Source organism: Chryseobacterium indoltheticum (genome assembly GCF_003815915.1).
Taxonomy (GTDB): Bacteria; Bacteroidota; Bacteroidia; order Flavobacteriales; family Weeksellaceae; genus Chryseobacterium; species Chryseobacterium indoltheticum.
The window spans coordinates 4,166,859-4,193,178 of record NZ_CP033929.1; the positions used below are offsets into that span (position 1 = coordinate 4,166,859).

Annotated in this window: 29 protein-coding genes; 12 read left to right on the forward strand and 17 right to left on the reverse strand. The window is 33.8% G+C overall.

Translation table 11 applies throughout. The features are described from left to right. Positions 1–66 precede the first annotated feature (66 nt). The 3 genes from trmB (at position 67) to EG358_RS19180 (ending at position 2,109) form a co-directional block, all read left to right on the forward strand. The gene (gene trmB / locus EG358_RS19170; protein ID WP_076560374.1) at positions 67–744 is read left to right on the forward strand and encodes a tRNA (guanosine(46)-N7)-methyltransferase TrmB; all 678 of its coding nucleotides are present in this window, start codon (positions 67–69) and stop codon (positions 742–744) included. Positions 745–846: 102 nt separating this feature from the next. Beyond that, positions 847–1,308: a DUF6759 domain-containing protein gene (locus EG358_RS19175; RefSeq protein ID WP_076560376.1), complete on the forward strand. Its 462-nt coding sequence runs from the start codon at positions 847–849 to the stop codon at positions 1,306–1,308. A gap of 81 nt (positions 1,309–1,389) precedes the next feature. After that, positions 1,390–2,109, forward strand: a complete 720-nt coding sequence (locus EG358_RS19180) for a DUF6759 domain-containing protein (protein ID WP_076560378.1) — start codon at positions 1,390–1,392, stop codon at positions 2,107–2,109. 74 nt (positions 2,110–2,183) lie between these two features. Here the strand turns inward: EG358_RS19180 and rpsB are convergent, their stop codons facing one another. The 4 genes from rpsB to EG358_RS19200 all read right to left on the reverse strand — a co-directional run bounded on the left by rpsB (position 2,184) and on the right by EG358_RS19200 (position 4,727). Next, on the reverse strand, positions 2,184–2,948 hold the full coding sequence (gene rpsB, locus EG358_RS19185; RefSeq protein WP_076560380.1) for a 30S ribosomal protein S2: 765 nt from the start codon (positions 2,946–2,948) through the stop codon (positions 2,184–2,186). Between the two features lie 183 nt (positions 2,949–3,131). Beyond that, positions 3,132–3,518 carry a 30S ribosomal protein S9 gene (rpsI, locus tag EG358_RS19190; RefSeq protein ID WP_076560382.1) on the reverse strand — a complete coding sequence of 129 codons (387 nt, stop codon included), beginning with the start codon at positions 3,516–3,518 and terminating at the stop codon, positions 3,132–3,134. A gap of 6 nt (positions 3,519–3,524) precedes the next feature. Further along, on the reverse strand, positions 3,525–3,980 hold the full coding sequence (gene rplM / locus EG358_RS19195) for a 50S ribosomal protein L13 (RefSeq protein WP_076560384.1): 456 nt from the start codon (positions 3,978–3,980) through the stop codon (positions 3,525–3,527). 414 nt (positions 3,981–4,394) lie between these two features. Next, entirely contained in the window at positions 4,395–4,727 is a 333-nt protein-coding gene (locus EG358_RS19200; RefSeq protein ID WP_076560385.1) for a hypothetical protein, read from the reverse strand. Between the two features lie 285 nt (positions 4,728–5,012). Between EG358_RS19200 and EG358_RS19205 the strand changes: the two genes are divergently transcribed. The 4 genes from EG358_RS19205 to EG358_RS19220 all read left to right on the forward strand — a co-directional run bounded on the left by EG358_RS19205 (position 5,013) and on the right by EG358_RS19220 (position 10,336). Further along, positions 5,013–8,360 (forward strand): methylmalonyl-CoA mutase family protein, encoded by a 3,348-nt coding sequence (locus EG358_RS19205; RefSeq protein WP_115596458.1) that lies wholly within the window; start codon positions 5,013–5,015, stop codon positions 8,358–8,360. A 115-nt stretch (positions 8,361–8,475) separates the two neighbouring features. After that, positions 8,476–8,673, forward strand: a complete 198-nt coding sequence (locus EG358_RS19210; protein WP_076560390.1) for a hypothetical protein — start codon at positions 8,476–8,478, stop codon at positions 8,671–8,673. 83 nt (positions 8,674–8,756) lie between these two features. After that, positions 8,757–9,626, forward strand: a complete 870-nt coding sequence (locus EG358_RS19215) for a peptidase associated/transthyretin-like domain-containing protein (RefSeq protein ID WP_076560392.1) — start codon at positions 8,757–8,759, stop codon at positions 9,624–9,626. Between the two features lie 2 nt (positions 9,627–9,628). Further along, the gene (locus tag EG358_RS19220) at positions 9,629–10,336 is read left to right on the forward strand and encodes a Dph6-related ATP pyrophosphatase (protein ID WP_076560394.1); all 708 of its coding nucleotides are present in this window, start codon (positions 9,629–9,631) and stop codon (positions 10,334–10,336) included. Positions 10,337–10,395: 59 nt separating this feature from the next. On the opposite strand, the gene EG358_RS19225 is transcribed toward EG358_RS19220, so the two are convergent. Further along, the gene (locus EG358_RS19225; protein ID WP_076560396.1) at positions 10,396–11,334 is read right to left on the reverse strand and encodes a LamG-like jellyroll fold domain-containing protein; all 939 of its coding nucleotides are present in this window, start codon (positions 11,332–11,334) and stop codon (positions 10,396–10,398) included. Between the two features lie 230 nt (positions 11,335–11,564). Here EG358_RS19225 and EG358_RS19230 point away from each other — a divergent pair, with 230 nt between their 5' ends. Further along, positions 11,565–12,650 carry a serine hydrolase domain-containing protein gene (locus EG358_RS19230; RefSeq protein ID WP_076560398.1) on the forward strand — a complete coding sequence of 362 codons (1,086 nt, stop codon included), beginning with the start codon at positions 11,565–11,567 and terminating at the stop codon, positions 12,648–12,650. Here EG358_RS19230 and EG358_RS19235 read toward each other — a convergent pair. Genes EG358_RS19235 through EG358_RS19245 form a run of 3 tightly spaced genes read right to left on the reverse strand, consistent with a single transcriptional unit; the run spans position 12,647 to position 14,296 of the window. Further along, positions 12,647–13,351, reverse strand: a complete 705-nt coding sequence (locus EG358_RS19235) for a hypothetical protein (RefSeq protein WP_076560400.1) — start codon at positions 13,349–13,351, stop codon at positions 12,647–12,649. The two genes, EG358_RS19230 and EG358_RS19235, sit on opposite strands and share 4 nt — an antisense overlap. Next, a complete protein-coding gene (locus EG358_RS19240; protein ID WP_123890161.1) occupies positions 13,348–13,968 on the reverse strand; it encodes a hypothetical protein in 621 nt (206 codons plus the stop codon). The genes EG358_RS19235 and EG358_RS19240 overlap by 4 nt, the downstream gene beginning before the upstream one ends. Before the next feature lie 4 nt (positions 13,969–13,972). Further along, positions 13,973–14,296, reverse strand: coding sequence for a PadR family transcriptional regulator (locus EG358_RS19245; protein WP_076560404.1), 324 nt, complete (start codon positions 14,294–14,296; stop codon positions 13,973–13,975). Positions 14,297–14,386: 90 nt separating this feature from the next. On the opposite strand from EG358_RS19245, the gene EG358_RS19250 reads away from it, so the two are divergent. From EG358_RS19250 to ruvC, 3 genes are read left to right on the forward strand one after another with little or no spacing between them, the layout of a single operon-like run. Then, positions 14,387–14,752, forward strand: coding sequence for a 2'-5' RNA ligase family protein (locus tag EG358_RS19250; protein WP_228421339.1), 366 nt, complete (start codon positions 14,387–14,389; stop codon positions 14,750–14,752). 35 nt (positions 14,753–14,787) lie between these two features. After that, complete coding sequence (locus EG358_RS19925; RefSeq protein WP_262512331.1) at positions 14,788–14,913, forward strand: hypothetical protein; 126 nt, start codon at positions 14,788–14,790, stop codon at positions 14,911–14,913. A gap of 41 nt (positions 14,914–14,954) precedes the next feature. Next, a complete protein-coding gene (gene ruvC, locus EG358_RS19255; RefSeq protein ID WP_174565093.1) occupies positions 14,955–15,509 on the forward strand; it encodes a crossover junction endodeoxyribonuclease RuvC in 555 nt (184 codons plus the stop codon). On the opposite strand, the gene EG358_RS19260 is transcribed toward ruvC, so the two are convergent. Next, positions 15,510–15,959 (reverse strand): lipocalin family protein, encoded by a 450-nt coding sequence (locus EG358_RS19260; protein WP_123890163.1) that lies wholly within the window; start codon positions 15,957–15,959, stop codon positions 15,510–15,512. 55 nt (positions 15,960–16,014) lie between these two features. Next, positions 16,015–17,904, reverse strand: a complete 1,890-nt coding sequence (locus tag EG358_RS19265; RefSeq protein ID WP_076560410.1) for a zinc-dependent metalloprotease — start codon at positions 17,902–17,904, stop codon at positions 16,015–16,017. A gap of 211 nt (positions 17,905–18,115) precedes the next feature. On the opposite strand from EG358_RS19265, the gene EG358_RS19270 reads away from it, so the two are divergent. Next, positions 18,116–19,186, forward strand: coding sequence for a DUF4407 domain-containing protein (locus tag EG358_RS19270; protein ID WP_076560412.1), 1,071 nt, complete (start codon positions 18,116–18,118; stop codon positions 19,184–19,186). A gap of 770 nt (positions 19,187–19,956) precedes the next feature. On the opposite strand, the gene guaB is transcribed toward EG358_RS19270, so the two are convergent. The 7 genes from guaB to EG358_RS19305 all read right to left on the reverse strand — a co-directional run bounded on the left by guaB (position 19,957) and on the right by EG358_RS19305 (position 26,243). Further along, positions 19,957–21,417, reverse strand: coding sequence for an IMP dehydrogenase (gene guaB / locus EG358_RS19275; protein ID WP_076560415.1), 1,461 nt, complete (start codon positions 21,415–21,417; stop codon positions 19,957–19,959). Between the two features lie 148 nt (positions 21,418–21,565). Next, the gene (locus tag EG358_RS19280) at positions 21,566–22,066 is read right to left on the reverse strand and encodes a DUF4252 domain-containing protein (protein ID WP_076560418.1); all 501 of its coding nucleotides are present in this window, start codon (positions 22,064–22,066) and stop codon (positions 21,566–21,568) included. An 11-nt stretch (positions 22,067–22,077) separates the two neighbouring features. Then, positions 22,078–23,343 carry a DUF4252 domain-containing protein gene (locus tag EG358_RS19285; RefSeq protein WP_076560420.1) on the reverse strand — a complete coding sequence of 422 codons (1,266 nt, stop codon included), beginning with the start codon at positions 23,341–23,343 and terminating at the stop codon, positions 22,078–22,080. A 54-nt stretch (positions 23,344–23,397) separates the two neighbouring features. Further along, positions 23,398–24,066: a hypothetical protein gene (locus EG358_RS19290; RefSeq protein WP_228421341.1), complete on the reverse strand. Its 669-nt coding sequence runs from the start codon at positions 24,064–24,066 to the stop codon at positions 23,398–23,400. Then, entirely contained in the window at positions 24,041–24,550 is a 510-nt protein-coding gene (locus EG358_RS19295; protein ID WP_076560422.1) for an RNA polymerase sigma factor, read from the reverse strand. The genes EG358_RS19290 and EG358_RS19295 overlap by 26 nt, the downstream gene beginning before the upstream one ends. Positions 24,551–24,647: 97 nt before the next feature. Continuing rightward, positions 24,648–25,808: a GlmU family protein gene (locus EG358_RS19300; RefSeq protein WP_076560425.1), complete on the reverse strand. Its 1,161-nt coding sequence runs from the start codon at positions 25,806–25,808 to the stop codon at positions 24,648–24,650. Positions 25,809–25,991: 183 nt separating this feature from the next. Beyond that, the gene (locus tag EG358_RS19305) at positions 25,992–26,243 is read right to left on the reverse strand and encodes a type B 50S ribosomal protein L31 (RefSeq protein WP_076560427.1); all 252 of its coding nucleotides are present in this window, start codon (positions 26,241–26,243) and stop codon (positions 25,992–25,994) included. Positions 26,244–26,320 lie beyond the last annotated feature (77 nt).

A 26,320-nucleotide genomic window follows, 5' to 3' on the forward strand; every position in this document is an offset into this window, starting at 1 on the left:
CGTTTCGATTTAAAAATTTAAATGCTGCATAATTTTCGTAATTTTGCGGCATTTCATATATAATTCATGGGCAAAAATAAATTAAGAAGATTCGCAGAAAATAAAACATTACCAAACGTTGTACAACCTACAAGAGAAAAAGCTCTCAATGGTTTTGAACTGAAAGGAAACTGGAGAAAAGATTTCTTTAAAAACGATCAACCCATCGTTTTAGAATTAGGTTGTGGAAAAGGTGAATATACGGTAGGTCTTGCAAAAACTTTCACTGATAAAAACTTTATCGGAATTGATATAAAAGGAGCAAGATTCTGGTTTGGAGCCAAAGAAGCCGTAGAAAACGGAATGCACAATGTTGGTTTTCTAAGATCGCAAATCGAATTGGTAGAATATTATTTTGCGGAAAACGAAGTTGATGAAATCTGGATTACTTTCCCTGATCCGCAGATTAAATATAAGCGAACCAAACACAGATTGACGCATCCTGATTTCCTTGAAAGATATAAAAAATTTTTAAAGCCGGGTGGAATTGTACATTTAAAAACCGATTCAGAATTTTTGCACGGTTATACTTTGGGTTATCTTCAAGGTGCTGGCTACGAAATCATTTCTGCACATCACGACATCTACGGAGCTTTAGAATATGATCCGAATACGCCTCACTTAAGAGATATCAGAACATATTATGAAGAATTGTTTTCAGCAAAAGGAAAAACAATTACCTATATAAAATTCAGGATTAATTAAATCTGTTTTTAAGCTGTAAATAATTTTGCAGCTTTTTTTATGGCAATAAAGCAGGAAATTCTGAGTTTAATATAAAGCCTAAATTGAAATCTAAATAGTAACATGAAAACATTTCTTATCGTCTCTCTTTTTATTACGCTGTTTCTTAACAGTTGCGGCAGCAATAATCATACGGTTAAACAACCCGTAAGAAAACCTCAACCACATGCTTCAACTTCGAATACAGGAACAAAAATAAACCCTGCTGCCCAAACTGAAAGAGAATATCAAGCGTTAATAAAAACGTATAAACCGGAAACGACAGATGTTTTAAACAGTCTATTGAATGATTCGTCAAACAGCCCAAACGTATCTGTTTCTGTGGAAAATAAGTCGAATTGTAATATGGTCTTAACAATCAGTGGTAATAACTACTTCAAAAAAATTCCTATTGCCGCTAATAAAACCGGATCGGCAATGGTACCGAAAAATCAGAATTACAACCTGTCGGGGATGCTTTGCAATTCAGTATATCAGAAAACAAAATACATTGCAGGTTCATTTAGCATAAAATTATCAAACTAAACAACTTATGCCTTAATTGTTTATCTTTGTAAGAATGAAATTTCTGAATAGCATTCAGAAATAATTTAAAAACACAATTTGATGAAGAAAAAAACATTTACTTTTTTCTTCTTCGGTCTCATTTTTTTATCCTGTGCCAGCAATACTGGTAAAGGCGATATTATTAAAAGCACAAATATCGATGAGATTGAAGAATATCTTGGGAAAGCACATCCCGAAGATCCTAAAAACAGAATTCTAAAACAGCGCATCATTGCATTGAAAAATGCTGCATGGACGAAAGGCGCAAAAAATGCAAAACCTATGGAGGCACGACCTGTTTTCATAGATTTACCTGATCCTTTAAGCAATAAAAAAAATACAGAAGCCAATCAGGCAGTTTTTAAAAAGCTGATGTCTGAAAGCTCTGAAGAGCATAAAGAAAAAACTAAAAAGCTTTTGAATAATATGTTTAATGAAGATATTAATCACAACGAAGCCATTGTTTTACTTAAAAATAATTCTGATTGTGATTTGGTTTTAGAAATATCCGGAAAGCAATTTTACAATCTTGCAGTTCCTGCAAAAGGTGAAAATTTTATTGTTTTAAATAAAGATTCTTATACATTCTCGGGAAATGTATGTGATGTAAAATATCGGAGTTCGAAAGATATTAGCAAAAGTCTGGTTATAGTTTTACAAAATCCCGGATTTAAAGCAAGCGATACAAAAGTTTTTATCGCAGAAAACAAATCAGAGAAAAATTCAGAAAAAACAAAAACAAAGCAAATCATTTCTCCTAAAAAGAAGAAGAAAAAATAATATTCTTACACATAAAAAGCAAAAACCGCCGAATCACTTCAGCGGTTTTTATTATTTTAAAGATAATCTTCAGATTATTCAGCAGAATCGAAATCTGCATCTTTATCAGCAGAAACTACTTCACCTTCTTCTTTAGATTTTTCTTTATCAGCTTTTCTCTGAGACTGACCTTCTTTGATAGAATCTGAAACTACGTTTAAGATCATATCGATAGATTTTGAAGCATCATCGTTTCCTGGGATAACGAAGTCTACTTTTCTTGGGTCAGAGTTTGTATCAACAATACCGAAAACTGGAATACCTAATTTCTTAGCTTCAGTTACAGCGATGTGTTCTCTCATGATATCTACAACGAAGATTGCAGAAGGAAGACGCACCATGTCAGAGATAGAACCTAAGTTTTTCTCTAAATTAGCTCTTTGTCTGTCAACTTGTAATCTTTCTTTTTTAGATAAAGTTTCGAACGTACCGTCTTTTTTCATTTTGTCGATATGGTTCATTTTCTTTACCGCCTTTCTGATAGTAACAAAGTTTGTTAACATACCACCCGGCCATCTTTCTGTAATATAAGGCATATTAAGTTCAGCAGCGTGCTTAGCAACCACCTCTTTCGCTTGCTTCTTAGTAGCTACGAAAAGAACTTTTTTACCTGCAGAAGTTAATTTTTCTAAAGCGCTGCACGCTTCATCCAACTTAACTGCTGTTTTATGTAAGTCTACAATGTGAATACCGTTTTTCTCCATAAAAATGTACGGAGCCATATTTGGATTCCACTTTCTAGTCATGTGACCGAAGTGTACACCAGCCTCTAGAAGGTCTTTTACATTTGCTTTTGCCATGTTTTCTGTTTTTGTTAGTTTACTTTCCGTTTCTTAAACAATCAACAACTTCTTTAGATGGGAGAAGTGTTTGGATGCTAAACGTAACGGGCAATTTTTTTGTTTTGATAAATAGTTTTCAGATATAAGAGAACAGATTGAAAAAATTCTGAAATCTGATACCTTCGATCTGAAGTCTGAAAATTAACGTTTTGAGAACTGGAATCTCTTTCTTGCTTTTTTCTGACCTGGTTTCTTTCTTTCTACCATTCTTGCGTCTCTCGTAAGTAAACCTGCAGGCTTCAATGCTAATCTGAATTCAGCATTGATCTCGCAAAGTGCTCTAGAAATACCTAATCTGATAGCTTCTGCCTGACCTGTATTACCACCACCGAAAACATTTACGGTAACGTCGTACTGACCAACAGTTTCAGAAAGGATGAACGGCTGGTTTAGTTTATAAACCATCACGTCTGTAGAGAAATAAGTTGCAGCCTCTTTACCGTTTACTGTAATAACTCCAGAACCTGGTCTTACATAAACTCTCGCTACAGAAGTTTTTCTTCTTCCGATTTTGTGAACTATAGACATAATTAATTATTTAAATTCGTTAACATTAATTGTTTTAGGCTGTTGAGCTTCATGCTTGTGCTCAGTTCCTTCATATAAATAAAGGTTTTTAAGCAATGCAGATCCTAATCTAGTTTTTGGAAGCATACCTTTTACAGATTTTTCCAATACTTTTAAAGAGTCTTTTTTCTGAAGTTCAAGAGCTGTCATAGACTTCTGTCCACCAGGATAACCTGTATGCCAGATGTAAGTCTTATCGTTCCACTTATTTCCTGAAAGAGTAACTTTCCCAGCATTCAAAACAATAACATTATCACCACAATCTACGTGAGGTGTAAAGTTTGCTTTGTGCTTACCTCTCAAAATCTTTGCAACCGTAGAAGCTAGTCTTCCTAACGGCTGTCCTTCAGCGTCTACCACAACCCATTCTTTATTCGCAGTAGCTTTGTTCGCTGAAACAGTTTTGTAACTTAATGTATTCACACGTTTTAGTTAAAGATTAAACATAATTTACCCCTAAAAGGGTGTGCAAAGGTACAAATATTTTTCTAATCTGAAAATATATTTTAAACTAAAGTAAAAACAATGACAATTAATAAGTTAACTATTATATAAAGATTCGAAAACATCATTGCACATAAAGTGAAAGAAAGATTAACTTAAATAAATTGAAAAAATCCATAATGCCTATTCCTCTTTAATCTTTGTTTTTTTTTAAAAATAGGTGAAATAAATTCTTTAAAAATAAAATTCTCAAGGCATTTTTCTTTTACCTAACCATAAAGGGAGAGAAGACCTCTTGAAAATTTCATTAAAATTACTCCCTTTAGGGTCGGGGAAATAATTTTGATGAACCTTAAACAAGCCTTTACAGTAGACCGCTTTATAATTTCAAGATTAATTGCGCAACGACTTACTTCCTCTGAAACTTGCAAATAGATAATAAGCCACAAAAACAGTAGAAAACTTAATGATAGAAGGAATTGCCAGTTCTAAACTAAAAATAAGAGCACCCACGGCGACCAAAAACGCCATTGCTCCAAAAGATAATCCCATTTTTTGGAAAAGAGAAAATTTAGCATCATCTAAAAAATAAGCCAATCCCCATGCAAGACCAAAAGCAATAGCATAATAAAGTTCTAAACCAAGATCCTGAACATACATAAACAAATAGTTAATCAGAAAAATAATTCCGGTTCCCAACACAAAATAAATCAACGCTCTTTTCATACTATAATATATAGTGCAAAAATAAAGAATTAAATTTTGCAATCATTTTTAAACTTATCAGCGCAGATTATAATTTTTAATTGATGTAAAATAAAACACTTGTATCAAATTTCTAAAATTAATAAGAGCTTATCAATCCCTAAACAACAGAACGAATGTTTGTTAAGCAGGAGAAAACCAGCTAACAGAAAATAAGTCAACTAATTAAATATCAACATCTTAACCTTGGAATAATGGTTTTTAATTTATTGTTATATTTGGAATTCAGAAATTTTCTAGATTTTTATGGAAACCCAAAAATATACTCCAACAAACAAAGTAAGAATTGTAACCGCGGCTTCGTTATTCGACGGGCATGATGCGGCGATCAATATCATGCGTCGTGTAATTCAGGGAACAGGATGCGAAGTTATTCACCTTGGTCACGACAAATCAGCAGAAGAAGTTGTAAACACAGCCATTCAGGAAGATGCCAACGCGATTGCATTAACATCTTATCAAGGCGGTCACAACGAATATTTTAAATATATCTATGACCTTTTAAGAGAGAAAAACTCTCCGCAAATCAAGATTTTTGGTGGCGGTGGCGGTGTAATCCTGCCAGAAGAAATCGAAGATATTATGGCTTACGGAATCGACAGAATTTATTCTCCGGACGACGGTCGTGAACTTGGACTTCAAGGAATGATCGATGATTTAGTGAAAAGATCAGATTTTCCAACTGGAAAAGATGTTAAAGCTGAAGATTTAGATTCAATCAGTTTTGAAAATTCTACAAGCATTGCTAAAATCATTTCTGCGGTCGAAAACTTTTCAGAAGAAAAACCAGATTTGGTAAAAGCCATTGACGAAAAATCAAAAGATTTAAATATTCCGATCATCGGTATCACAGGTACAGGTGGAGCCGGAAAATCTTCCTTGACAGACGAATTGGTAAGACGTTTCTTACGTTCAAATCCTGGTAAAAAAATTGCCATTATCTCTATTGACCCTTCGAAAAAGAAGACAGGAGGCGCGCTTTTAGGTGACAGAATTCGTATGAATGCGATTAATGATCCGAGAGTTTATATGCGTTCGATGGCGACAAGAGAAAACAACGTTTCTGTTTCTCCGTTTATTCATTCAGCATTAAATGTCTTGAAATTAGCTCATCCAGATGTGATTATCCTGGAAACTTCTGGTATCGGTCAGTCAGGTTCAGAGGTTTCAGATTTCGCGGACGTTTCAATGTACGTAATGACTCCTGAATATGGAGCTTCCACTCAGTTAGAAAAAATCGATATGTTGGATTATGCAGATTTGGTTGCTTTAAATAAATCTGATAAACGTGGTGCGTTAGACGCACTTCAAGCCGTAAGAAAACAGTTCCAAAGAAACCATTTATTGTGGGAAAGTCCGTTGGATGATATGCCTGTTTATGCAACAAAAGCATCTCAATTCAACGATCACGGAACAACTGATTTATACAATAGATTAATTGAAAAAGTTAACGAGAAATATTCTGATTTAAACTTGCAAGGTTTCGTTGAACAAGAAGTTTCTGAAGACATCACGATAATTCCTCCCAAAAGAGTTCGTTATTTATCAGAAATCGTTGAAAATAATAGAATTTATGACGCTAATGTTGAAAAACAAGCTGAGTTAGCAAGAAAAATGTATCATATAGAAGGCGTTAAAAAATTCCTTTCTAATGAAACTTTAGATACAGAATATCAAAAAGCTGAAAAAGATCTTCAACAAGAGAATATCGATTTCCTGAAAAATTGGGATGATACGAAAGAGGCTTTCAAAGCTGAGTTTTACTCGTATTTTGTAAGAGGAAAAGAAATTAAAGTTGAAACTTCAACAGAATCTTTATCACATTTAAAAATTCCAAAAATTTCTCTTCCAAAATATACAGATTGGGGTGATTTGATCAAATGGAAAGGTCAGGAAAATCTTCCGGGAGGATTCCCTTATACAGCAGGAATTTATCCTTTCAAAAGAACAGGAGAAGATCCAACAAGAATGTTTGCGGGAGAAGGAGGCCCTGAAAGAACCAACAGAAGATTCCACTACGTTTCTGCGGAAATGGATGCAAAACGTTTATCAACAGCGTTTGACTCTGTAACTTTATACGGACAAGATCCTGCTCTACCACCGGATATTTATGGTAAAATCGGAAATGCGGGAGTTTCTATTGCAACATTAGATGATGCGAAAAAATTGTATTCCGGATTTGATTTGGTGAATGCAATGACTTCAGTTTCAATGACGATCAACGGACCAGCTCCGATGTTGTTGGCATTCTTTATGAATGCTGCGATCGACCAAAATGTTGAAAAATATATTGCTGAACATAAGCTTGAGGCTCAGGTTGAGGCTAAGCTTAAAGAAAAATTTGATGACAGAGGTTTAGAAAGACCAAAATATAACGGCGAATTACCACCATCAAACAATGGTTTAGGATTAAAATTATTGGGAATCACAGGAGATGAAGTAATTCCCGCAGAAGCTTATGCTGAAATTAAGGCTAAAACGATTGCAACCGTTCGTGGAACCGTTCAGGCTGATATTTTAAAAGAAGATCAGGCTCAGAATACGTGTATTTTCTCTACTGAATTTGCCTTGAGATTGATGGGTGACGTTCAGGAATATTTCATTACTGAAAAAGTAAGAAACTTCTACTCGGTTTCTATTTCAGGATATCACATTGCAGAAGCGGGTGCCAATCCGGTTTCTCAGTTGGCATTTACATTGGCAAATGGTTTCACATATGTTGAATATTATTTGTCAAGAGGAATGGATATCAATGATTTCGCTCCTAACTTATCTTTCTTTTTCTCCAACGGTATCGACCCTGAATATTCAGTAATTGGCCGTGTGGCGAGAAGAATCTGGGCAAAAGCAATGAAACTGAAATACGGAGCAGACGAAAGAAGCCAGATGTTGAAATATCACATTCAAACTTCGGGACGTTCGCTTCACGCTCAGGAAATTGATTTTAATGATATCAGAACGACTTTACAGGCATTGTATGCAATCTACGATAACTGTAACTCACTTCACACCAACGCTTATGACGAGGCAATTACTACGCCGACTGAGCAATCTGTAAGAAGAGCAATGGCGATTCAGTTGATTATCAATAAAGAATTAGGTTTAGCTAAAAACGAAAATCCGCTTCAAGGTTCATTTATTATTGAAGAATTGACAGATCTAGTTGAAGAAGCTGTTTACACAGAATTCGACAGAATTACAGAAAGAGGTGGAGTTCTTGGTGCAATGGAAACCATGTACCAACGTTCGAAAATCCAGGAAGAATCCATGCATTACGAATGGCTGAAGCATACCGGAGAATATCCAATCATTGGAGTAAACACTTTCCTTGGAAAAGACGGTTCGCCAACGGTTCGTCCGGGAGAAGTTATCCGTTCAACTGAAGAAGAAAAGCAGGTTCAGATTGAAACCCTTCATAATTTCCAGAAATCTAATGAAGATAAGTCTGAAGCAGCCTTGAAAACATTACAACACGCTGCCATCAATCAGCAAAACTTGTTTAATGTGATGATGGATGCCGTGAAATATTGTTCTCTTGGACAGATTACCAACGCTTTATTTGAAGTAGGCGGTAAGTACAGAAGAAACATGTAGTCCGGCCCTTTTCGGTCAGATAATTTTGACTACTAACTGTTTAAAATTATAAATCAAACCTCAAGGAATTTTCTTTGAGGTTTTTTGTACTTTTACTTTAAGAAAAATATTAAAAATGAAAAGTTTTATCAGAACAATTTTAGCAATTTACTTAATGGGATCTGCTGTCTCGTGTAAATCTTATCCGATGGAGGTTCCTCAAAAAAGCGATGTCGATAGAAATTCTGAAGAACTACAAAAAAGACAAGCTGCGGAACGCGAAAAAACAGAGGCTAGTCATCTAAATAATTTTGGAAAACCACCAAGCAAATAGCTTAATTTAAGCTTTGTCATTACAGAAAATTTTCAAAAAATTTCTTTGAGTTTTTTTGTAATTTAGATTTAAATAAAACTTTAATGATGAATATAATACAAATAGAAACCCCTTGTGAAGAAAATTGGGATAATATGCATGATATTCCCGAAGGAAAATTTTGTGATTTATGCTCAAAAAAGGTATTGGATTTGACTGAAAAAACAGATGATGAAATTTCTCAGCTTTTAGATGCATCGAATGGAAAGATTTGTGGCAAAATTTTCAGGCATCAATCAAATAGACATTTTGTGAGTTCTGAAAAAACGATCTCTAATTACGAAAATAAGAAAGGATATTCTCGTCTTGTCGCAGGATTGGCAATTGCAGCAAGTTTAACCGGAATTCAAACGTATGCTAGAACTTTTGAAAAACCATTGATTCAAATCTCAGAAAACAACGATTCCCGAGAAAAAGATTTAGATAAAGAAAAAATATCAGATAACGATTTTATCATTTCCGGAAAATTGATCAACTCAGATACAAAAAAACCTTTACCGAATGTTGAAGTTACTTTCATTACAGTAGAAAAAATTTTCAAAGTAAAAACCGATCAAGACGGAACATATAAAATGATTGTTCCTGATTTCCATATTCGCAAAAACAACAATATCTTACACTTTGATTTTGGTGGTTATAACGATAAAGATTATATTCTTACTAAAGATGAATTAAAGAATAAAGAGTTTTCTTTTGAAAGCTCTGAAATTGGAGAGCTCGCAATTATTACAGGTGGTATCTCCTCCAGAAAACTCGAACCTACAATATTTTTAGATGGAAATGAAATTGAGGAAGAAGAATTATATAAATTGGGCATAGAAAATTACAAATCATTTCATTTTTCTGGAAAAACAGCACAAGCTTTATACAAAGATGTTTCAAAAGACGGTTTATATTTGTTCTATTCAAAATAAAAATGAAACCAAAAGCCATTTTCAACTGGAGCAGCGGAAAAGATTCTGCGCTTACTTTATATAAAATTTTACAAGAAGAGCAATTTGAGGTTACTTCTCTTTTGACGAGTATTAATAAGGAATTCCAAAGGATTTCTATGCACGGTGTTCATGTGTCGTTATTGGAAAAGCAGGCTGAAAGTTTAGGATTTCCGTTAATAAAAATGGAAATTCCCAAGGAACCTTCAATGGAAGAATACAGTGAGATCATGTCTAAAACCATGAATGATATAAAGTCTCAAGGCGTTACTCATTCTATATTTGGAGATATTTTTCTGGAAGATTTAAGAAAATACAGAGAAGATCAACTACAATCTATCGGGATGAAATCTATTTTTCCACTTTGGAAACAAAATACGACAAATCTCATCAACGAGTTTTTAAGTTTAGGTTTCAAAACAATTGTTACCTGCGTCAACGAAACTTATTTGGATAAAAGTTTTGCAGGAAGAATTATTGACCAGGATTTCATTAAAGACTTGCCGGAAAATGTAGACCCTTGCGGAGAAAACGGAGAATTTCATACGTTCACTTTTGATGGCCCTATTTTTAAAAATCCTATTGCCTTTGAAATCGGAGAAACTGTCAAAAAAACGTATCCTAAACCAAAGTCTGATGAGAATGAGAATGGAGAATATGTTTTCTGGTTTTGCGATTTAGTTGCTAAATAGTTTTACAAAAAATGCCTTTCACTTTGAGCGAAAGGCAAATATTTTAAAATGATAATGTTTTAATATTTAAAGCGCGTCGATATATTTTCTCCATACTTGATAATATAAACGCCTTTTTGCAATGAATTTATATTAATTGAATTAGAAGATTCATCTCCTGCCAATATTTCTCGTCCTGTAAAATCATAAATACTGTACTTTCCAAAATTTCCTTTTCCTAAAATAAGATTTCCGTTTTTTACCGCGATTTTAGAGTTTTCACTTTTATTAACTTCATTTGTACTTAAAGAAGAACAGAAGTTGTTTAAAGAAGCAATCTCTATATCGGTAATCGCTCTGTTAAAAAGACCAAACTCATCCATTGTCATCCCCGCTTTCATTCCCGTATTGGTAGCGTAAGCGCCGAGTTTAAATAATGCGCCGTTAAAAACCAGAGGAGAAGATTGAGCCACTGTTGTTTTAAGAACACCATTCAAATACGCTTTTATATTTTGTAAACTGCTATCGTAAACAAATATTAAATCTACAAGCGACGATGTTGTAGAAAAAACCCCGGGAATATCTACATTCGACATTCCGTTAGCAGTTAACCTCAAACCTCCTGTACCAGGAGCACCGTTTGTAAACATACGAAAGGAATTGCCCCCGGTTATAGCATCTCCTAAAAGATAATACACTGTAGTGTTACTACTTGCGTAATTATTAAATTTCAAATGGATGGTCCAAGATCCGCTTAAAGCGAGATTCCATTTGGTATTAAAATAATTCGTTCCTGTAGAACCGCTACCCACTAAACCATTTCCTAAGCAAGTTGTATTACTTCCTAGAGTTAAATTGCCTACAATTTCACCTATTTGTGTTCCGGCAGGTGGGCTGGTTGCAAGATTCGGGACATTAGATGCTGTTCCCTCAAATTTGTAATACAAAAGTTCGGGAGTTTGAGATTTGGCCACAGAGAATGAAGCCATCAAAAGTAAAAGATAGATTTTGTTTTTCATTGGAATATTGGATAAATTAGTATCGCTAATTTAACAATTAAATTAATATATACGTAAATTTAATTTAAAATAATATCAATATTATTAAATTATCATTATACAAATATCACAATCCAATGATTTTTACAAAAAAGGAATAATTGAAAATAAGAAAAGAAAATTTCAAATTTGATTAGTAAAAGATTTCACCCTTACAAGATTTTTTATTATTTTTAAAAAAAACGAACTTCATGCTGAAAAAAAATTTGCTACACTTCTTATTTTTTCTTACCCTCTTTTCCTGTCAGAAAACAGAATCTATACAGCAACCTGTTAACAGGAAAGCAATTGCAGATTCTGCCGTCGTAGCATTTCAGAAAAAATTATATAAAACTCAAATCGATTCTATTGTTAATCAATATCATTTTAACGGAAGTGTCGGTGTTTTTAAAGATACTATTGAATTATACCGTCGAAATAACGGCTTTGCCGATTTTGCAAACAAAAGGAAAATCAATGATTCTACCATTTTTTCTATCGCATCAATCAGCAAACAATTTACAGCAGTGCTTATTCTTCTTAAGATGGAAGAAAGAAAATTGACCTTGGACGATAAAGCTTCAAAATACATTAAAGATTTCCAGAAAAAAGAATATGAAAATATCACCATTCGACAACTATTAAATCACAGTTCGGGTCTAAATAATTTTGGAGAAAAACTATTATTCAAAAGCGGCTCAGGATTTAATTACTCAAATGATGGTTTCAACGCTTTAGGAAAAATAGTAGAAACCGTTTCAGGTAAATCTTTTGATGAAAACATGATTGAATTATTAAAAAAAGCCGGAATGAAAAACTCATCTACCGGAACTTCGTTTACAGGAGAAAATTTTGCTAAAACACATGTAGGAAATTTAAAAAACCAAAAACCGGTTGATAACATGCCGAAAAGATTAGGCAATAAAGAGATCGGAATTGCGGCAGGCGGAGTTTTATCAACCATAAACGATTTACTCATTTGGAATAACGCTTTATATTCCGGAAAAATAATTAAGCCTGAGACGCTAAAAAAATTCATGTCTAAAAGTACAGAAAGACAACATCCTATTCTCGGAAAAATGGGTTACGGATTGGGAATAATGATGAATCATAATAAACCTGTCTCCTATTTTCACAGCGGTTATGTGAAAGGCGCTCCGTCACTCAATATTTATTATCCTGAAACCAAAACTTCTGTGATCATTCTTTCTAATATTGCCGATGAAGAAAAAGGCAAATCTGCTTCTTTCAGACCTCATCTGAAGATTAAGGAAATTGCAGATATCCTGGAAAATTAATTAGAAACTTCAAAATTCTCCTGTAGATAAGGGATGATCTTCTTGATAATTTCAAGGTATTTCTGCTGACTGACTATAATTGCAGCTTCAAAAAGGAAAAAGAATAAGAATAAAAAGTTAACAAAAAAACCTTCCAATTGACCGATATCCAAAAAGCCGTCATTCGACTCCAAAATAAATCGAAAAATCCAGGATGAAGACATCGGAAGAATAAAAAATATAATCACCATATCCTGATACGCCGATAGACGAATGTTTTTATATTTTTTAGGAAGATCAAAATACTTCTTTTCTTTAATGTAAATAATCAGAGGAATAATCATAATAATGCTTATTAAAACTCCAACGCCAATTCTGAAAACATTAAAAGGGATTAGAAGATAAAATAAAACCATTACCACATAACTAAAAACAGCAAGCATCACTGATTTTTTCAAAATTGAAAATAACTTTTGTCTAGTCGATTTTTTGATGAGCATTGATGTATTTTCAAGACTCCAGTTACCGTCCCAAAAAAGCTTCAGGTCATCATGCCACGAAATAATTGCAGCATTGAATGCCTCATCAAAAGGTAAATCTTTTTCCATCTGAAGCTCATTAATCTGGCTAACAAAATGATCTTCGACTTCCATCATTAAATCGACAGGAAGTTTTTTGTCTAAAAGATAATTTCTTACTTGATTTTTTTGCTCTTTCGTCATACCATTAAAACATTTATTTTTTTAGTCCTGAAATTTAGTAACTGAATTTGAAGGATGACTGAAAAGGTGACAAACATGTGATTCAATGGGAATTCCCATAAATTTTTAGTTGTCGAAAAAATAATATTTGTGAGAGGCAGAATAAGTAACATCAACAATAAGTTTCTCAGCAATAATGGATGAAATGCCATTTTTTGATATTCTGAAAGACTCATCTTTCTAAATACAAAATGATATATCAGAAATAATAAGTGCGTCATAATTAAAGCTCCCTGCATATACAAATAGACGTGTTCATTAAAATAAAATATCGTCCCCAAAACCAGTGAAAACCCAGAAGCGATCATCATCATTCTTCTGAATCGACCTTGCAAAACACCCTTCTCAATTTCCGCAATTCTTTTGAAAGAAAATAGATCAGCTTTCACCATTTTCAGTTCGTTTTGCCAATTGACTTTTGTCTGAAGAAAAGCTTCCGGGAAACTGTTTTCCTGATTATACATCAGTTCTGAGATCTGCATTACAAAATGATCATAAACCTCAGCGAAAACCGCAGAACTTAAATTCTTACTCTTTAGATATTTTTCTATTTCTGTTAGATTTTCTTTAGTCATCATAATTTTAAATATCAAAAATGGTTTTTAGATTAAATAAATAACTTCTCATTTCATCTTCCTGTGTAGCCTGCTGTTTCTTCCCTTTATCGGTAAGCAAATAATATTTCCTGCTTCTACCGTTGATTTCCTGAACTTCAGCCTTGATAATTCCATCTGCTTCGAGTTTATGCAAAAGCGGATAGAGTGCTCCTTCAGTCATTTCGAGCTCACCTTCCGTCAATTCTTTTGCACGCTGTGTGATTTGATACCCATACATCTTCACCTCTTTTGAAAGCAGTTTTAAAATGATATTCTGCAGCGTTCCTTTGTAAAGGCTATTTTTTTTCATCCTAAAGATTTAATACCTCGTAAAGTTATGCATAATTTTCTTATGCATATTAACTTTTTAAAAAATCGAAAGAAGTCTTACATTTACTGAATGAAAAAAATGTACTTCATCGCTATTTATCCTGATCAGAAAATCATTGATGAGGTGAGAGTTTTTAAAGAAGATTTAGCTTTAAATTTCGGAAATTCTAAAGCACTGAAAAATGATGCACATATTACTTTATTACCTCCATTTGAAAGAGAAATAGAATTGGAAGAAGACATTCACATCGCCTTTCAGAAAATCGACACCACCATTTCTCCTTTTGAAATTATTTTAAACGGTTTTGGAAGTTTTCCTAATCCAAAGAACCCTGTTCTATTTGTAAAACCGGAAGAAAGCGAAAATTTAAAACAACTTTATTTAAACGTAAAAGAGAAATTTAGTTTTGGAAAATATTCATTTAATCCCATGTAACTGTTGGCTACAGAGATCTTACGTATGAAAACTTTTTGAAGGCATGGGAAATCTATAAAGACAAAATCTACAAAACTAAATTATTAGTTGATAAAATTACATTATTGAGACATGACGGAAAGTGGGTTCCCATCAATCAAAAGAAACTGTCTGAAGAATAATTGGATTCTAAAATAAAGAAAGCCGTATCTTTGACACGATGATTTCAGCAGAGAAAATAATTTTAGGAATTGATCCCGGAACAGCCATTATGGGATTCGGTTTGATATCGGTAAAAAAAGGAAAAATGGAGATGATTTCCATTCACGAATTGATTTTAAAAAAATATCCGAACCATGAGACTAAACTTAAATATATTTTCGACAAAACATTAGCATTAATTGACGAGTTTCACCCTGATGAGGTGGCGCTTGAAGCTCCTTTCTTTGGCAAAAACGTACAATCAATGCTGAAATTGGGAAGAGCTCAAGGCGTAGCAATGGCAGCAAGTCTTCACAGGAATATTCCTATTACAGAATATTCTCCAAAAAAAATAAAAATGGCAATCACCGGAAACGGGAATGCCAGTAAAGAACAGGTTGCAGGAATGCTTCAGAACCTTTTGAACCTAAAAGAATTTCCCACAAAATATTTAGACGCTTCCGACGGATTGGCGGTTGCGGTTTGTCATCATTTTAATTCTGGAACGATTGCAGATACAAAGTCTTATTCGGGATGGGATAGTTTTTTAAGACAGAATCCGGATCGGCTGAAATAATTATTTTTCCCGTTGATAAAAGTCTTCGATTTCCGTCACATTTCCGTTAATAATATCGCGGTATATTATTGAAAATTTATTTTTTGAGTACATTTTAAAACGCTCTACTCTTTTGAGATCTTCTTCTTGATAAGAAAAAGAACCGTCACTGATCTTAACCGCCAAACCCTCTGATTGGCTTTTTATCTGACAATCTTTGCCGGTCGCAAATGTTTTTGTCACTATTGTTTTTTCAACTTTCGCTTCAAATATAAGTTCGTATTGCTTCATACATTCATGAAGATTATAAACTTTCGTTTCTAGACCTTCCTTATATGTTTTTTGAGACAGCCTCCACGTTCCTAAGAAATACTTTGCTTTGTCTTCTTCGTTGTGTTGAGCCTCAATTTTCTGTGACTGACAGCTAATGATTAAAAGGCAGAAAAACAAAATACTGAATATTTTTTTCATATCAAATTTGTTCAAGTAAAATAAAAAAGCCCTTAAAAAAGGGCTTTTATTAAGTTTAGTTATGTAAAAATTTCTTAGAATCTTGTTTGCCACCATCAGAATAATTAATGATATACGAACCATTAATTAATTGCTGATTGATGCGAACTTCATTGGTATCTGATTTTCCTTTTTGTATCATTTTACCACTCATATCGTAAATTTGATAATTCCCGAATTTTAGATTTCTGTTACCAAAAAGCTGAAGTTTATTTTCTTCTTTTATGTAAACAATTTTAGTGTCAGATTTATTTTCTGTTTCAGAAGTGGATAATGATCCTAATATTTTAACAGCATAATCTTCTATCTGCCCATATTGTAATACAGAGCATGAAGTAAATTCCGGTAAAGTAACTGAGTTTCTTGTAGCTGCATCTACTCCAATTCTCACTCGAAGATAAATATTTTGTACTGCAGATGCTGCCGGAGTTACATTGACTGTATATGTGCTACTTTGTCCTGATCCTATATTATTAGAAAGATAATTTGTAACCAATTCTGCATCTTCGAATGTACCATTATTATTATAATCAATCCACGCTTTTACTCTGAATTTTTCAGTTTGCCCAAACCCGTTCATAAAAGTTATTTTTAAAGGAGTTGCCGTAAGAGACGGTATTTCTGTAGCATACGCTGGTCTGATACAAGTAGCATTGGCATAATCTGCATAATATACAGGATTTGCCTCATCAGAATCATATCCGTTGGTCACACTGTTGATATTTCCGAAAACTACTCGGTAAGGCCCTGTTGCAAAATTGTTATTGGTAGGGTTTGCAATGCCTGAAGGATTACATTGTGCATTCACTACAGAAACAGGTGATGTTATAATCGATGCAGGATCTTTTCCGGCTAAAGAATTCAGAAGATCTTTTCTATATTCCATCATCATCAAAATCGCTCTGTCACGTTGCCCCGAAGTAAATTTACGGTTTGAATTGGTATAATTCATAATATTATACTGGGTTCCATCGTAGTTCACAGTAGTACACGGATCGATTGCATTATTGTTGGGCGTTGCACCACTATACATACTTCTTGAAGGTGAAGTATCACAAACTCTGTCACCATCTGTTGCACAATTATTATTTACAGGACAAGTTGTTTGACTAGTATAAGAAATTCCTTGGAAAGTATGATACAACCCAAAAGCATGACCCAATTCGTGAGTAAGGGTAGTATCATTTTGATTCTTGATCGTTGCCACTTTCATAAAGCTTTCATAATCGTAGTCATACGAACTAGGAAACGCAGCGTACCCCATAAGTCCATACGATAATTGCTGCTCACCATCGAAACCAATTACCACATAAATGTTAAAGTAAGAATTTTCTGGCCAGTGTGGTGCTAGCTCATTTTTAATTTGTGTGTCTGTAGCTCCCGTATCGGTTACTCCATTTTGGTCATAATCAGGAAGAGTACTTCCGTTGTATCGTATAATACCCGTTGTAGGTAAACAACTCGGTGATCTCTTTGCTAAAACGAGTTTAAAGGGTATCACATTTCCTCCTGTAGCACCTGCTCCTTCCGGATAAAAAGAACCGCCATAAGTAGTCGCATACATACTGTTTGCTCTCGCTATCCAATTGATAATTTCCTGATCTGTAACCGCTAAGTTAGCATTTGCAGCATCTTGGGATTCGATAACGTGAACGACTACCGGGATTTCATAAATCTGTCCCGTATAAAGAGTATTCTTTGAAGTTGTGGCTCCTACTTTATTAAGAAAGGCCTGTTGATTCATCCCGAGAATCTTCTGCTCTCCCTCTTCTCTATATCTTTTTAGATCCGGATGTCTGTCATCCAATTTTTTCATTACCTTATCAAAACCGCATTCCTTATGAAAATCCTGCGAAAATGAATTAATAAAAAACATCAATACTAATAGGGTACAGAATTTTTTCATTTTTATTTATTTTATTTAATATTCGGTTGCAAAACTATCAATTTATTATCAATATCAAAACATAAACGTGCACAAACTTAAAAAATATTTAAATTTTAGTATTTCTTAATTCTTTTGCATTAGTTAATATTTTTAAATTACTTGGTAAAACATATTACTATTTGTAACAATGGTATGTTTTTTAATACTAATTTTGTATAAATTTTCAATAATGAAAAATACACAAGCAACTATATATCAAACAAATCACAGAATAAACTGGTTTCAGAAATTTCTCCTGATTTGTTCTGGTGGAAACATCCACATCTTAAGAAAAACACCGAGTGAATGGAATAAATTTGCCGGAATCGGAGGAATTGTACTTTTCACCGCAGTTTTTGCGACACTTTCTGCAGCCTATGCAATGTTCACTATTTTCGATGACATCTGGGCTTCGATTGGTTTTGGAATCCTTTGGGGCTTAATGATTTTTAATCTGGATCGATATATTGTTTCATCAATTAAGAAGACAGGATCATGGTGGAATCAGATTCTGATGTCGATCCCAAGATTGATTCTGGCAACATTTTTAGGAATTATTATTTCTAAACCTTTAGAGCTAAAGATTTTTGAAAAGGAAGTCAATAAACAGCTAAACACGATCATTCAAAGGAATAAAAAAGACCTTCAGACACAAATGAGCGGTAGAATTCTGCAACAAAGCGGCCCTTTTGAAACTGAAAAAAAGCAAATTTCCGATAAAATTGCTCAATATCAGAAGTCTTATGATTCGGCAGCGGTAGAACTTGAAAAGGAAATCTTAGGGAAACAATCTAATTTGACCAGCGGAAAAGTAGGTTTCGGTTCTAATGCAAAACGAAAACAAGAACTGAAAGAACAACGACGACTAGACCTGGAAAATTATCAAAAGCAGGTCGCAACAAGACTGGAATATCTCGACAAAGAAATCTCTAAAGTCTACACCAACCTTGAAACAGAAAGAAAATCTACAGAAACGTTTGAAGATAAATTCAACGGATTTGCTGCAAGATTACAGGCTTTGGACGAACTTGGAAAAAACTCAGCGATCATCGCCACTGCTGCAGCTTTTATTATGGGACTGTTTATCACTTTGGAGATTTCACCGGTTTTAATTAAGCTCATTTCTTCAGTCGGACCTTACGATTATCTTTTGGAGAAAACTGAAAATGACTTCCGTCTCTATTCTAAAGAAAAAATTGAAAAGGGAAATGCTCTAACTGATTTTCGGATCGATGATTTTAAAGATCAATTAAAGAATTGAGGCACTCAATAAAAAACTTTATCAAACCAACCAAATAAATCGCATTCAATTGCGATTTTTTCAATTTAAACAACAATAAATTCAATTAATTATTGCTATTTATACAATATAGATAAATATCTACAAGCATATTGACATATATCTAAACGAATAATTATGATTGAGTTTATAATGTTACTAAATTTACACTATAAAAGTAAAGAGAAGATCTGAATGCTTTCAGACCGAGTTTTAAACAATTCGAAAACACAATTGAAATTCTAAAATCACAAATGATGAAAGTTAATTGTTCGGAGGTAAAAACTCAAATGATGAAAAAAAATTAGATCGTATTTATTCGAAAAACCTAGAAAGAAACTCGGGTAAATACAAAAAGAAAACACAAATGATGGAAATCTAATTATTAGGAGGTAAAACTCAAATGATGAAAAAAAATTAGACCGTATTTATTCGAACAACCTAGAAAGAAGCTCGGGTAAATACAAAAAAGAAAACACAAATGATGGAAATCTAATTGTTAGGAGGTAAAACTCAATGATGAAAAAAAATTAGATCGTATTTATTCGCAGAGCCTAAAAAGGCTCTCGGGTAAATACAAAACACAAATGAAAACTGTAAAAAACACAAACGATGAAAATCTTGTATTTGGAGAGCAGCAAAGCTCAATAATTACATAAATTTTCTTTCACTTTTTCTCATAATTTAATTTTTGGTTCAAAGAAATACCTCCGAATTTTCGGAGGTATTTTATTTTATATATGTATTCGAATTTATAAAGAATAATTCGGAGCTTCCTGAGTGATAATCACATCATGCGGATGAGATTCTTTCAATCCGCTACCTGTAATCATTACCATTTTGGTATCTTTTTGTAAAGCTTCAATATCTTTAGCCCCACAATATCCCATTCCGGCTCTCAAACCTCCTGTCAATTGGAAAATTACTTCTTCCAAAGATCCTTTACTGGGAACTCTTCCTTCAATTCCTTCCGGAACGAATTTTTTAGCCTCACTTTGGAAATATCTTTCTTTTCCACCTCTCTTCATTGCAGAAAGACTTCCCATTCCCTGGTAAGTTTTAAATTTTCTTCCCTGGAAGATAATTTCTTCACCCGGAGCTTCATCCGTTCCGGCTAAAAGTGAGCCCAACATTACTGCTCCTGCTCCACTTGCGATCGCTTTTACAATATCTCCCGAAAGTTTAATTCCTCCATCAGCAATTACGGTAACATTTTTAGACTGAGCATATTCGTAAACGTTGTAAATAGCAGATAATTGAGGAACTCCAACTCCTGCAACAACTCTTGTTGTACAGATAGAACCCGGACCAACACCTACTTTAAGAACATTTGCACCCGCTTTAATTAAATCTGCTGCAGCTTCAGCCGTTACGATATTCCCGCCAACGATATCCAGATCAGGATATGCTCTTCTGATTTCAGAAATTTTATCTAAAACTCCTTTTGAGTGTCCGTGAGCAGAATCTATACCGATGATATCAACTCCGGCCTGAACTAAAGCAGCAATCCTGTCTAATGTATCTTCACCTACACCAACACCGGCTCCCACGATCAAACGACCGTTTTCATCTTTGTTGGCATTAGGATATTCCAATTGATTATCAATATCTTTAATGGTAATTAAACCAACCAGTTTATTGTTTTTATCAACGATAGGAAGCTTTTCTATTCTGCTTTTAAGAAGAATTTCTTTTGCTTTTTCAAGATTGGTATCTTTATCAGAAGTGATCAGATTTTCTTTTGTCATGATCTCTTCGACTTTCATATCAAGGTTTTCCTGATATTTTACATCTCTGTTGGTGATGATTCCGATCAAAGTATTTTCAGCATCAACAACCGGAAGACCAGAGATTTTATATTTTGCCATCGTTTCTTTAGCCTCAGCCAAAGTATGATCTTTTGAAAGCGTTACAGGATCAGAGATCATTCCGTTTTCAGAACGCTTCACTCTGTTTACCTGAGCGGCCTGTTCTTCGATCGTCATATTTTTATGAATGAAACCCAAACCACCAACTCTTGCCAAAGCAATTGCCAAATCAGCCTCTGTAACGGTATCCATTGCAGCGGAAACAATCGGAACATTAAGCGTAATTTTATCGGTAAGTCTTGATTTTAATGAAACCTGATTAGGTAAAACTTCAGAATAAGCAGGGACTAGAAGCACGTCATCGAAAGTGATGGCTGTCTCTACAATTTTGTTATGAATAGACATCTTTACTTTCTTGCAAAATTAAGACTTTTTGCCGGAATATGAAAATGCTTTTAAATAGTTTAAATAAAACTTAATAATACATGATATAAATCGAAAAAAAGCCACTAAAACAGTGACTTTACAAAATTAAATATGGTTGAATATGAAATTATTTGTCTGATGCAAGATTGATCATCTGGGAAATATCGTCTGCCGTAAAGCTGCCTTTAACATCCAAAAACACCATGTCTTTTTTCGAATTTACAGTAATCAGCATATTATTGATGATCTCGCCTTTTTGTTTTACTCGGATATTTACATTATCGCCATCATGTTTTATGGTTGCCCAATCTTCGTAATTGTTATCCTTTAGATAGTTGGCATAATCTTTCAGCATTGCTTCACTTCCATTGGCAACAGTCATCATTTTTATTTTCGAAACTTTTTTTACCATTGCAATTGCAGCTTCACTTTCTCCTTCTTCTCTCAACGCTTTTTTGATAAAGGGCTTCGCTAGAAATAGCGGTACATTAAAGCTGGCAAACTTCGCATCTTGAGAATTATAATTTGATTTTGAGAAAAAATCGATGTTTGGTTTGCTTGAAACAACGCATGACTGCATTAAAAATAAAGTACAACAAACAAAAAAAATGTTTTTGAAAATTTTCATGGCCTAGGTTTTTAGTTGATTTGATTTAAACTTCCTGCAGAAGATTTGCTGATGTTTGATTCAATCTGAGGATTTCCTCTGTATTTTACAGATCCAGCTGAAGAAGCTTTTACTGTTAATTTATCTTTTGCGCTCACAGAAACATTGCTTCCCGATGTAGACTCTACGACACCAATATTTGCAGTTAATTGATCTGCTTTACAAGAAGCACCACTGCTTGCATCGATTGATATGTATTCTGTATTTCCTTCCAGCTTAATGCTAGATCCGCTTGAGCTTTTTACTAAAACTTTATCTGAATTGATTGACGCTTTCACAGTAGAACCAGAACTAGCTTCAAAGTTAGAAGTACCGGAAATTTGAAATTTTGCAACAATTCCTGATCCTGAAGAAGCATCTATAGTCATCTCTTTTTCTCTGATTTCGTTCACTGTTGTAAAATTGGAACCTGAAGAAGCCTTAATTCTATCCATTTTTGGTGATGAGACATTCACGCTAAGGTTTTTGAATCTCAAATTCTTTGTTCCTTTATTATCAATTGAAACTTTCAAAATACCGTTTTCTACCTTTGTAATTACATTTTGAAGTTTATCAGCATCTGCAAAAACTTTTACACTTGTATTATTTTCCTGTGTAAAAACTACTTTTACACCTGCACTTACATCGATTCCTGAGAATTGCCCTACATTTCTGTTTTCGCCATTCAAGTAAGATGCAGAATTATCTGAAGTAAAACTGTTGGTAATTGTAGTTCTTGTCGTATTCGTTTTAGTTTCGCCGGAATTAATAATTTTATTTACATCATCCATAGAAAGTTTCCCATCAAGCATTACAAGAATACTTTCACCGGTTCCACTGTCTATATTTAAAAGCATATTTTCTAAAGTACCGTCTTTTTCAGCTTCAGATGAAAGAAACTTAATTCTGCTACCCCCGTTTTTTACAGACATAATCTCACTGTAATTCAGATTTTTCACGAATGCTGAAATCTCTTTATTAAGCTGATTAATATTTGCTTTTGAATTACCTGAAGAGTTTTCTGTAATCAATACTTTCAGCCCGTTGATTTTTGCCAGCAAAGGTTTGATCTGATCGAGTTCAGAATCTGCAATATTCAGATTGCTGAGCATTCCAAACATTGGTTTTGCAATTTTAATAGAAGTTACCCCTTCCACTTCCTGATATTTATCAAAAAGTTTATCTAATTTATTTTCCTGTCCGTACACATTAAAGAAATGAGACAGCACAAGGGTACATATAATGAATAGTTTTTTCATGAGTTCAGTTAAATTTAAATTGATTATAAGCCTGATCAGTTGCATAATCTGTTGTTAATAATCTACGTTGTCCATTACTTTGGGAGCTAATGCCTGATTAACATTATTAGCCATCACCTGGAATGAATATTTTGTTATATTGATAGCTTCTTCCATGTTATCGATACGTTTCCCATTAACGATAACATAAGAATCTTTATATCCTGTGGAATCTTTCGAAGTGTTATTTTTTAATTCCGAATTATAAACATATCTCGGTTTTGATTGCTTTTTGATCCTGCTTTTCTTAGACAGAAGTTCATCCAAAACATCTTTTTCAGCAATCGGGTCTTCCACAAAAATAGAATCTTGCTTTGGTCCCGAAACAGAATCAGTGATATGAACTGCAACTTGCGAATCGTGATTGTGATTTTCATTAATAAAATCAGTTTTCTGCTTCTGAATTTCGTTTTCAACCAATTTCGCCTGATCTGCAGCCTCACCATTTTGATTATAATTAAATAAAAAACCAAAACTTAAAAGTATCACCGCACTTGCAGCCATCCAAAACCATTTCGGAAGCGAAGGTTTTTTACCCTGAATAGGAATTATTGGCGCCTCGTTTTCTGAAACTACATTACCTTCTGCTTTCTGAAGAAAATCTTCAAAATTCCAGTTCATCTTTTCTTCCTTTAAGCCTTGGAAGATCTCGTTATATTTATCTTGAAATTTGTCGTTGCTCATAGCTCATAAGTTGAGAGATTTGTTCTTTTACTTTTTGTCTTGCACGCATCAGGTTGACCCTTACTGCATTTTCTTCCATTTCCAACATTTCGGAAATTTCAGACACTTCATACTCTTCTACATCTTTCAGGTGAATCACCGCTTTCTGTTTCTCCGGAAGCTGGTTGATAAAACCTATGATATATTCTTTCAGATTATTCACATCCATACTGTACAATTCCGATCGATGAAGCTGCATATCAGCAAAACCTAACTTTACGTCGTGATGCTTCAACCGATTGAGACATTCATTTCTCACAGATTTCAGAGCATAAGATTTAAAATTTCCGAACTTTTCCAGCTCATCTTTTTTCTGCCAGAATTTAATCATCAAATCTTGTACTACATCTTCCGCTTCATCACTGCTCATAACAAACCTTTTTGCAAAACGGAACATCTCATCTCTGAGAGTAAATACCGTATCTCTAAAAGTTTCTTGGGTCATAAGCTTGTTTCTATTAATAAGACAATCTGAAATCGAAATATATTACACTAAAATGAAAAAAACTTCAAAAAAATTTGAAGTTTTCAATTATAATCAATTAATATTCATTAAAAATATGTTTCAAAATCGCTTTATCACCATCTGTTAAAGGCAATTTTCTTCTTGCCATTACTTTTTCGGCAACTTCGTACGCTTTATCCAATTTAAATCGTTCATCATCTTTAAATCCGCCCCAAGAAAAGTTTTCAATCAGATTGGGCGGGAAGCCTTCTTTAAAAATATTAGATGCAACTCCTATTACCGTTCCTGTATTCAATTGTGTATTGATTGCTGTTTTAGAATGATCTCCCATTATTAAGCCTGCGAACTGCAGACCTGTATCCTGAAAATCTTTGGTTCTGTAGTTCCAAAGCTTTACATTTCCGTAATTATTTTTCAGGTTGGATGAGTTTGTATCTGCGCCTAGATTACACCATTCACCAATCACAGAATTTCCTACAAAACCATCATGTCCTTTATTCGAATAGCCAAAAATAATAATATTACTCACTTCACCGCCAACTTTAGAATGCGGACCAATCGTGGTTGCACCGTAAATTTTTGCACCTAAATTAAACTTAGAGCCTTCACAAAGCGCAATCGGGCCACGAAGATTACAACCTTCCATTACTTCGGCATTTTTCCCGATATAGATTTTCCCGGTTTTGGTATTGATGGTTGAGAATTCTATTTCGGCTCCTTCTTCGATAAACAAATCTTCTTTATTTCCTAAAAATCCATTGGTAGAAGACAATTCCTGAGAAATTTTTCCTTTAGTAAGCAATTCAAAATCAAAATCGATTGCTTCTTTATTATAAGTAAATAAATCGGTAGGCTTTTTATAGAAAACAAGCTCTTCTTTAATATCAGTCATTTTTTCAATCTGATGTAAAGAAAAACCTTCCATATTAATTTTCGCAGCAACCAACTCGTCTTCATAAACCAAAGCTTCACCCTGCTTCAATTCTTTAATCTGCTGAATAACTGTTTCTGTTGGCAAAAAGTTGGGCACCAAAAACAGGCTTTCTTTTTTTTCAGGTTCTCTGAATTTTTGCTGAAGATACATTTCTGTAAACCAGGAAACCTCAGTAGTAGCTAAGATTTTCTGCCATCTTTCGGAGAATGTAAGAATTCCGCATCGCATTTCTGCAATAGGTCTTGTAAAAGTAAGCGGAAGAAAATCTTCCCAGTATTGTGCATCTGAAAATACAAGTTGCATTTTAAAAAGAAATTAGAGGTTAGATATTAGAAGTTAGATGTTAGACATCTAATCTTTACTCAAAGCAAAAATACAAATAGTAAAACTAATTTCTCACCACTAACTTTCAATTTCTGTCTTTTAACTACAAATAAAAAAGTCTTCCGATTTTCGGAAGACTTTAAATATTTTAATATCAAAAAATTACTTAGCGAATTTTTTGTATTTGTTCATAAACTTGTCTACTCTACCTGCAGTATCAACTAATTTAGTTTTTCCTGTGTAGAAAGGGTGAGAAGTAGAAGAGATTTCCATTTTGATCAATGGGTACTCGCTACCTTCAAACTCGATAGTGTCTTTTGTGTCAGCAGTTGACTTACCTAAGAATACTTCGTCGTTACTCATATCTTTGAAAACAACAAGTCTATAATTTTCCGGGTGAATTCCTTTTTTCATAATACTATTTTTTAAAAAAATTAAAGTTTGCTTTCGAAATAGTAATGGTATTTCTTCTGCTAAATTTTAGGTTGCAA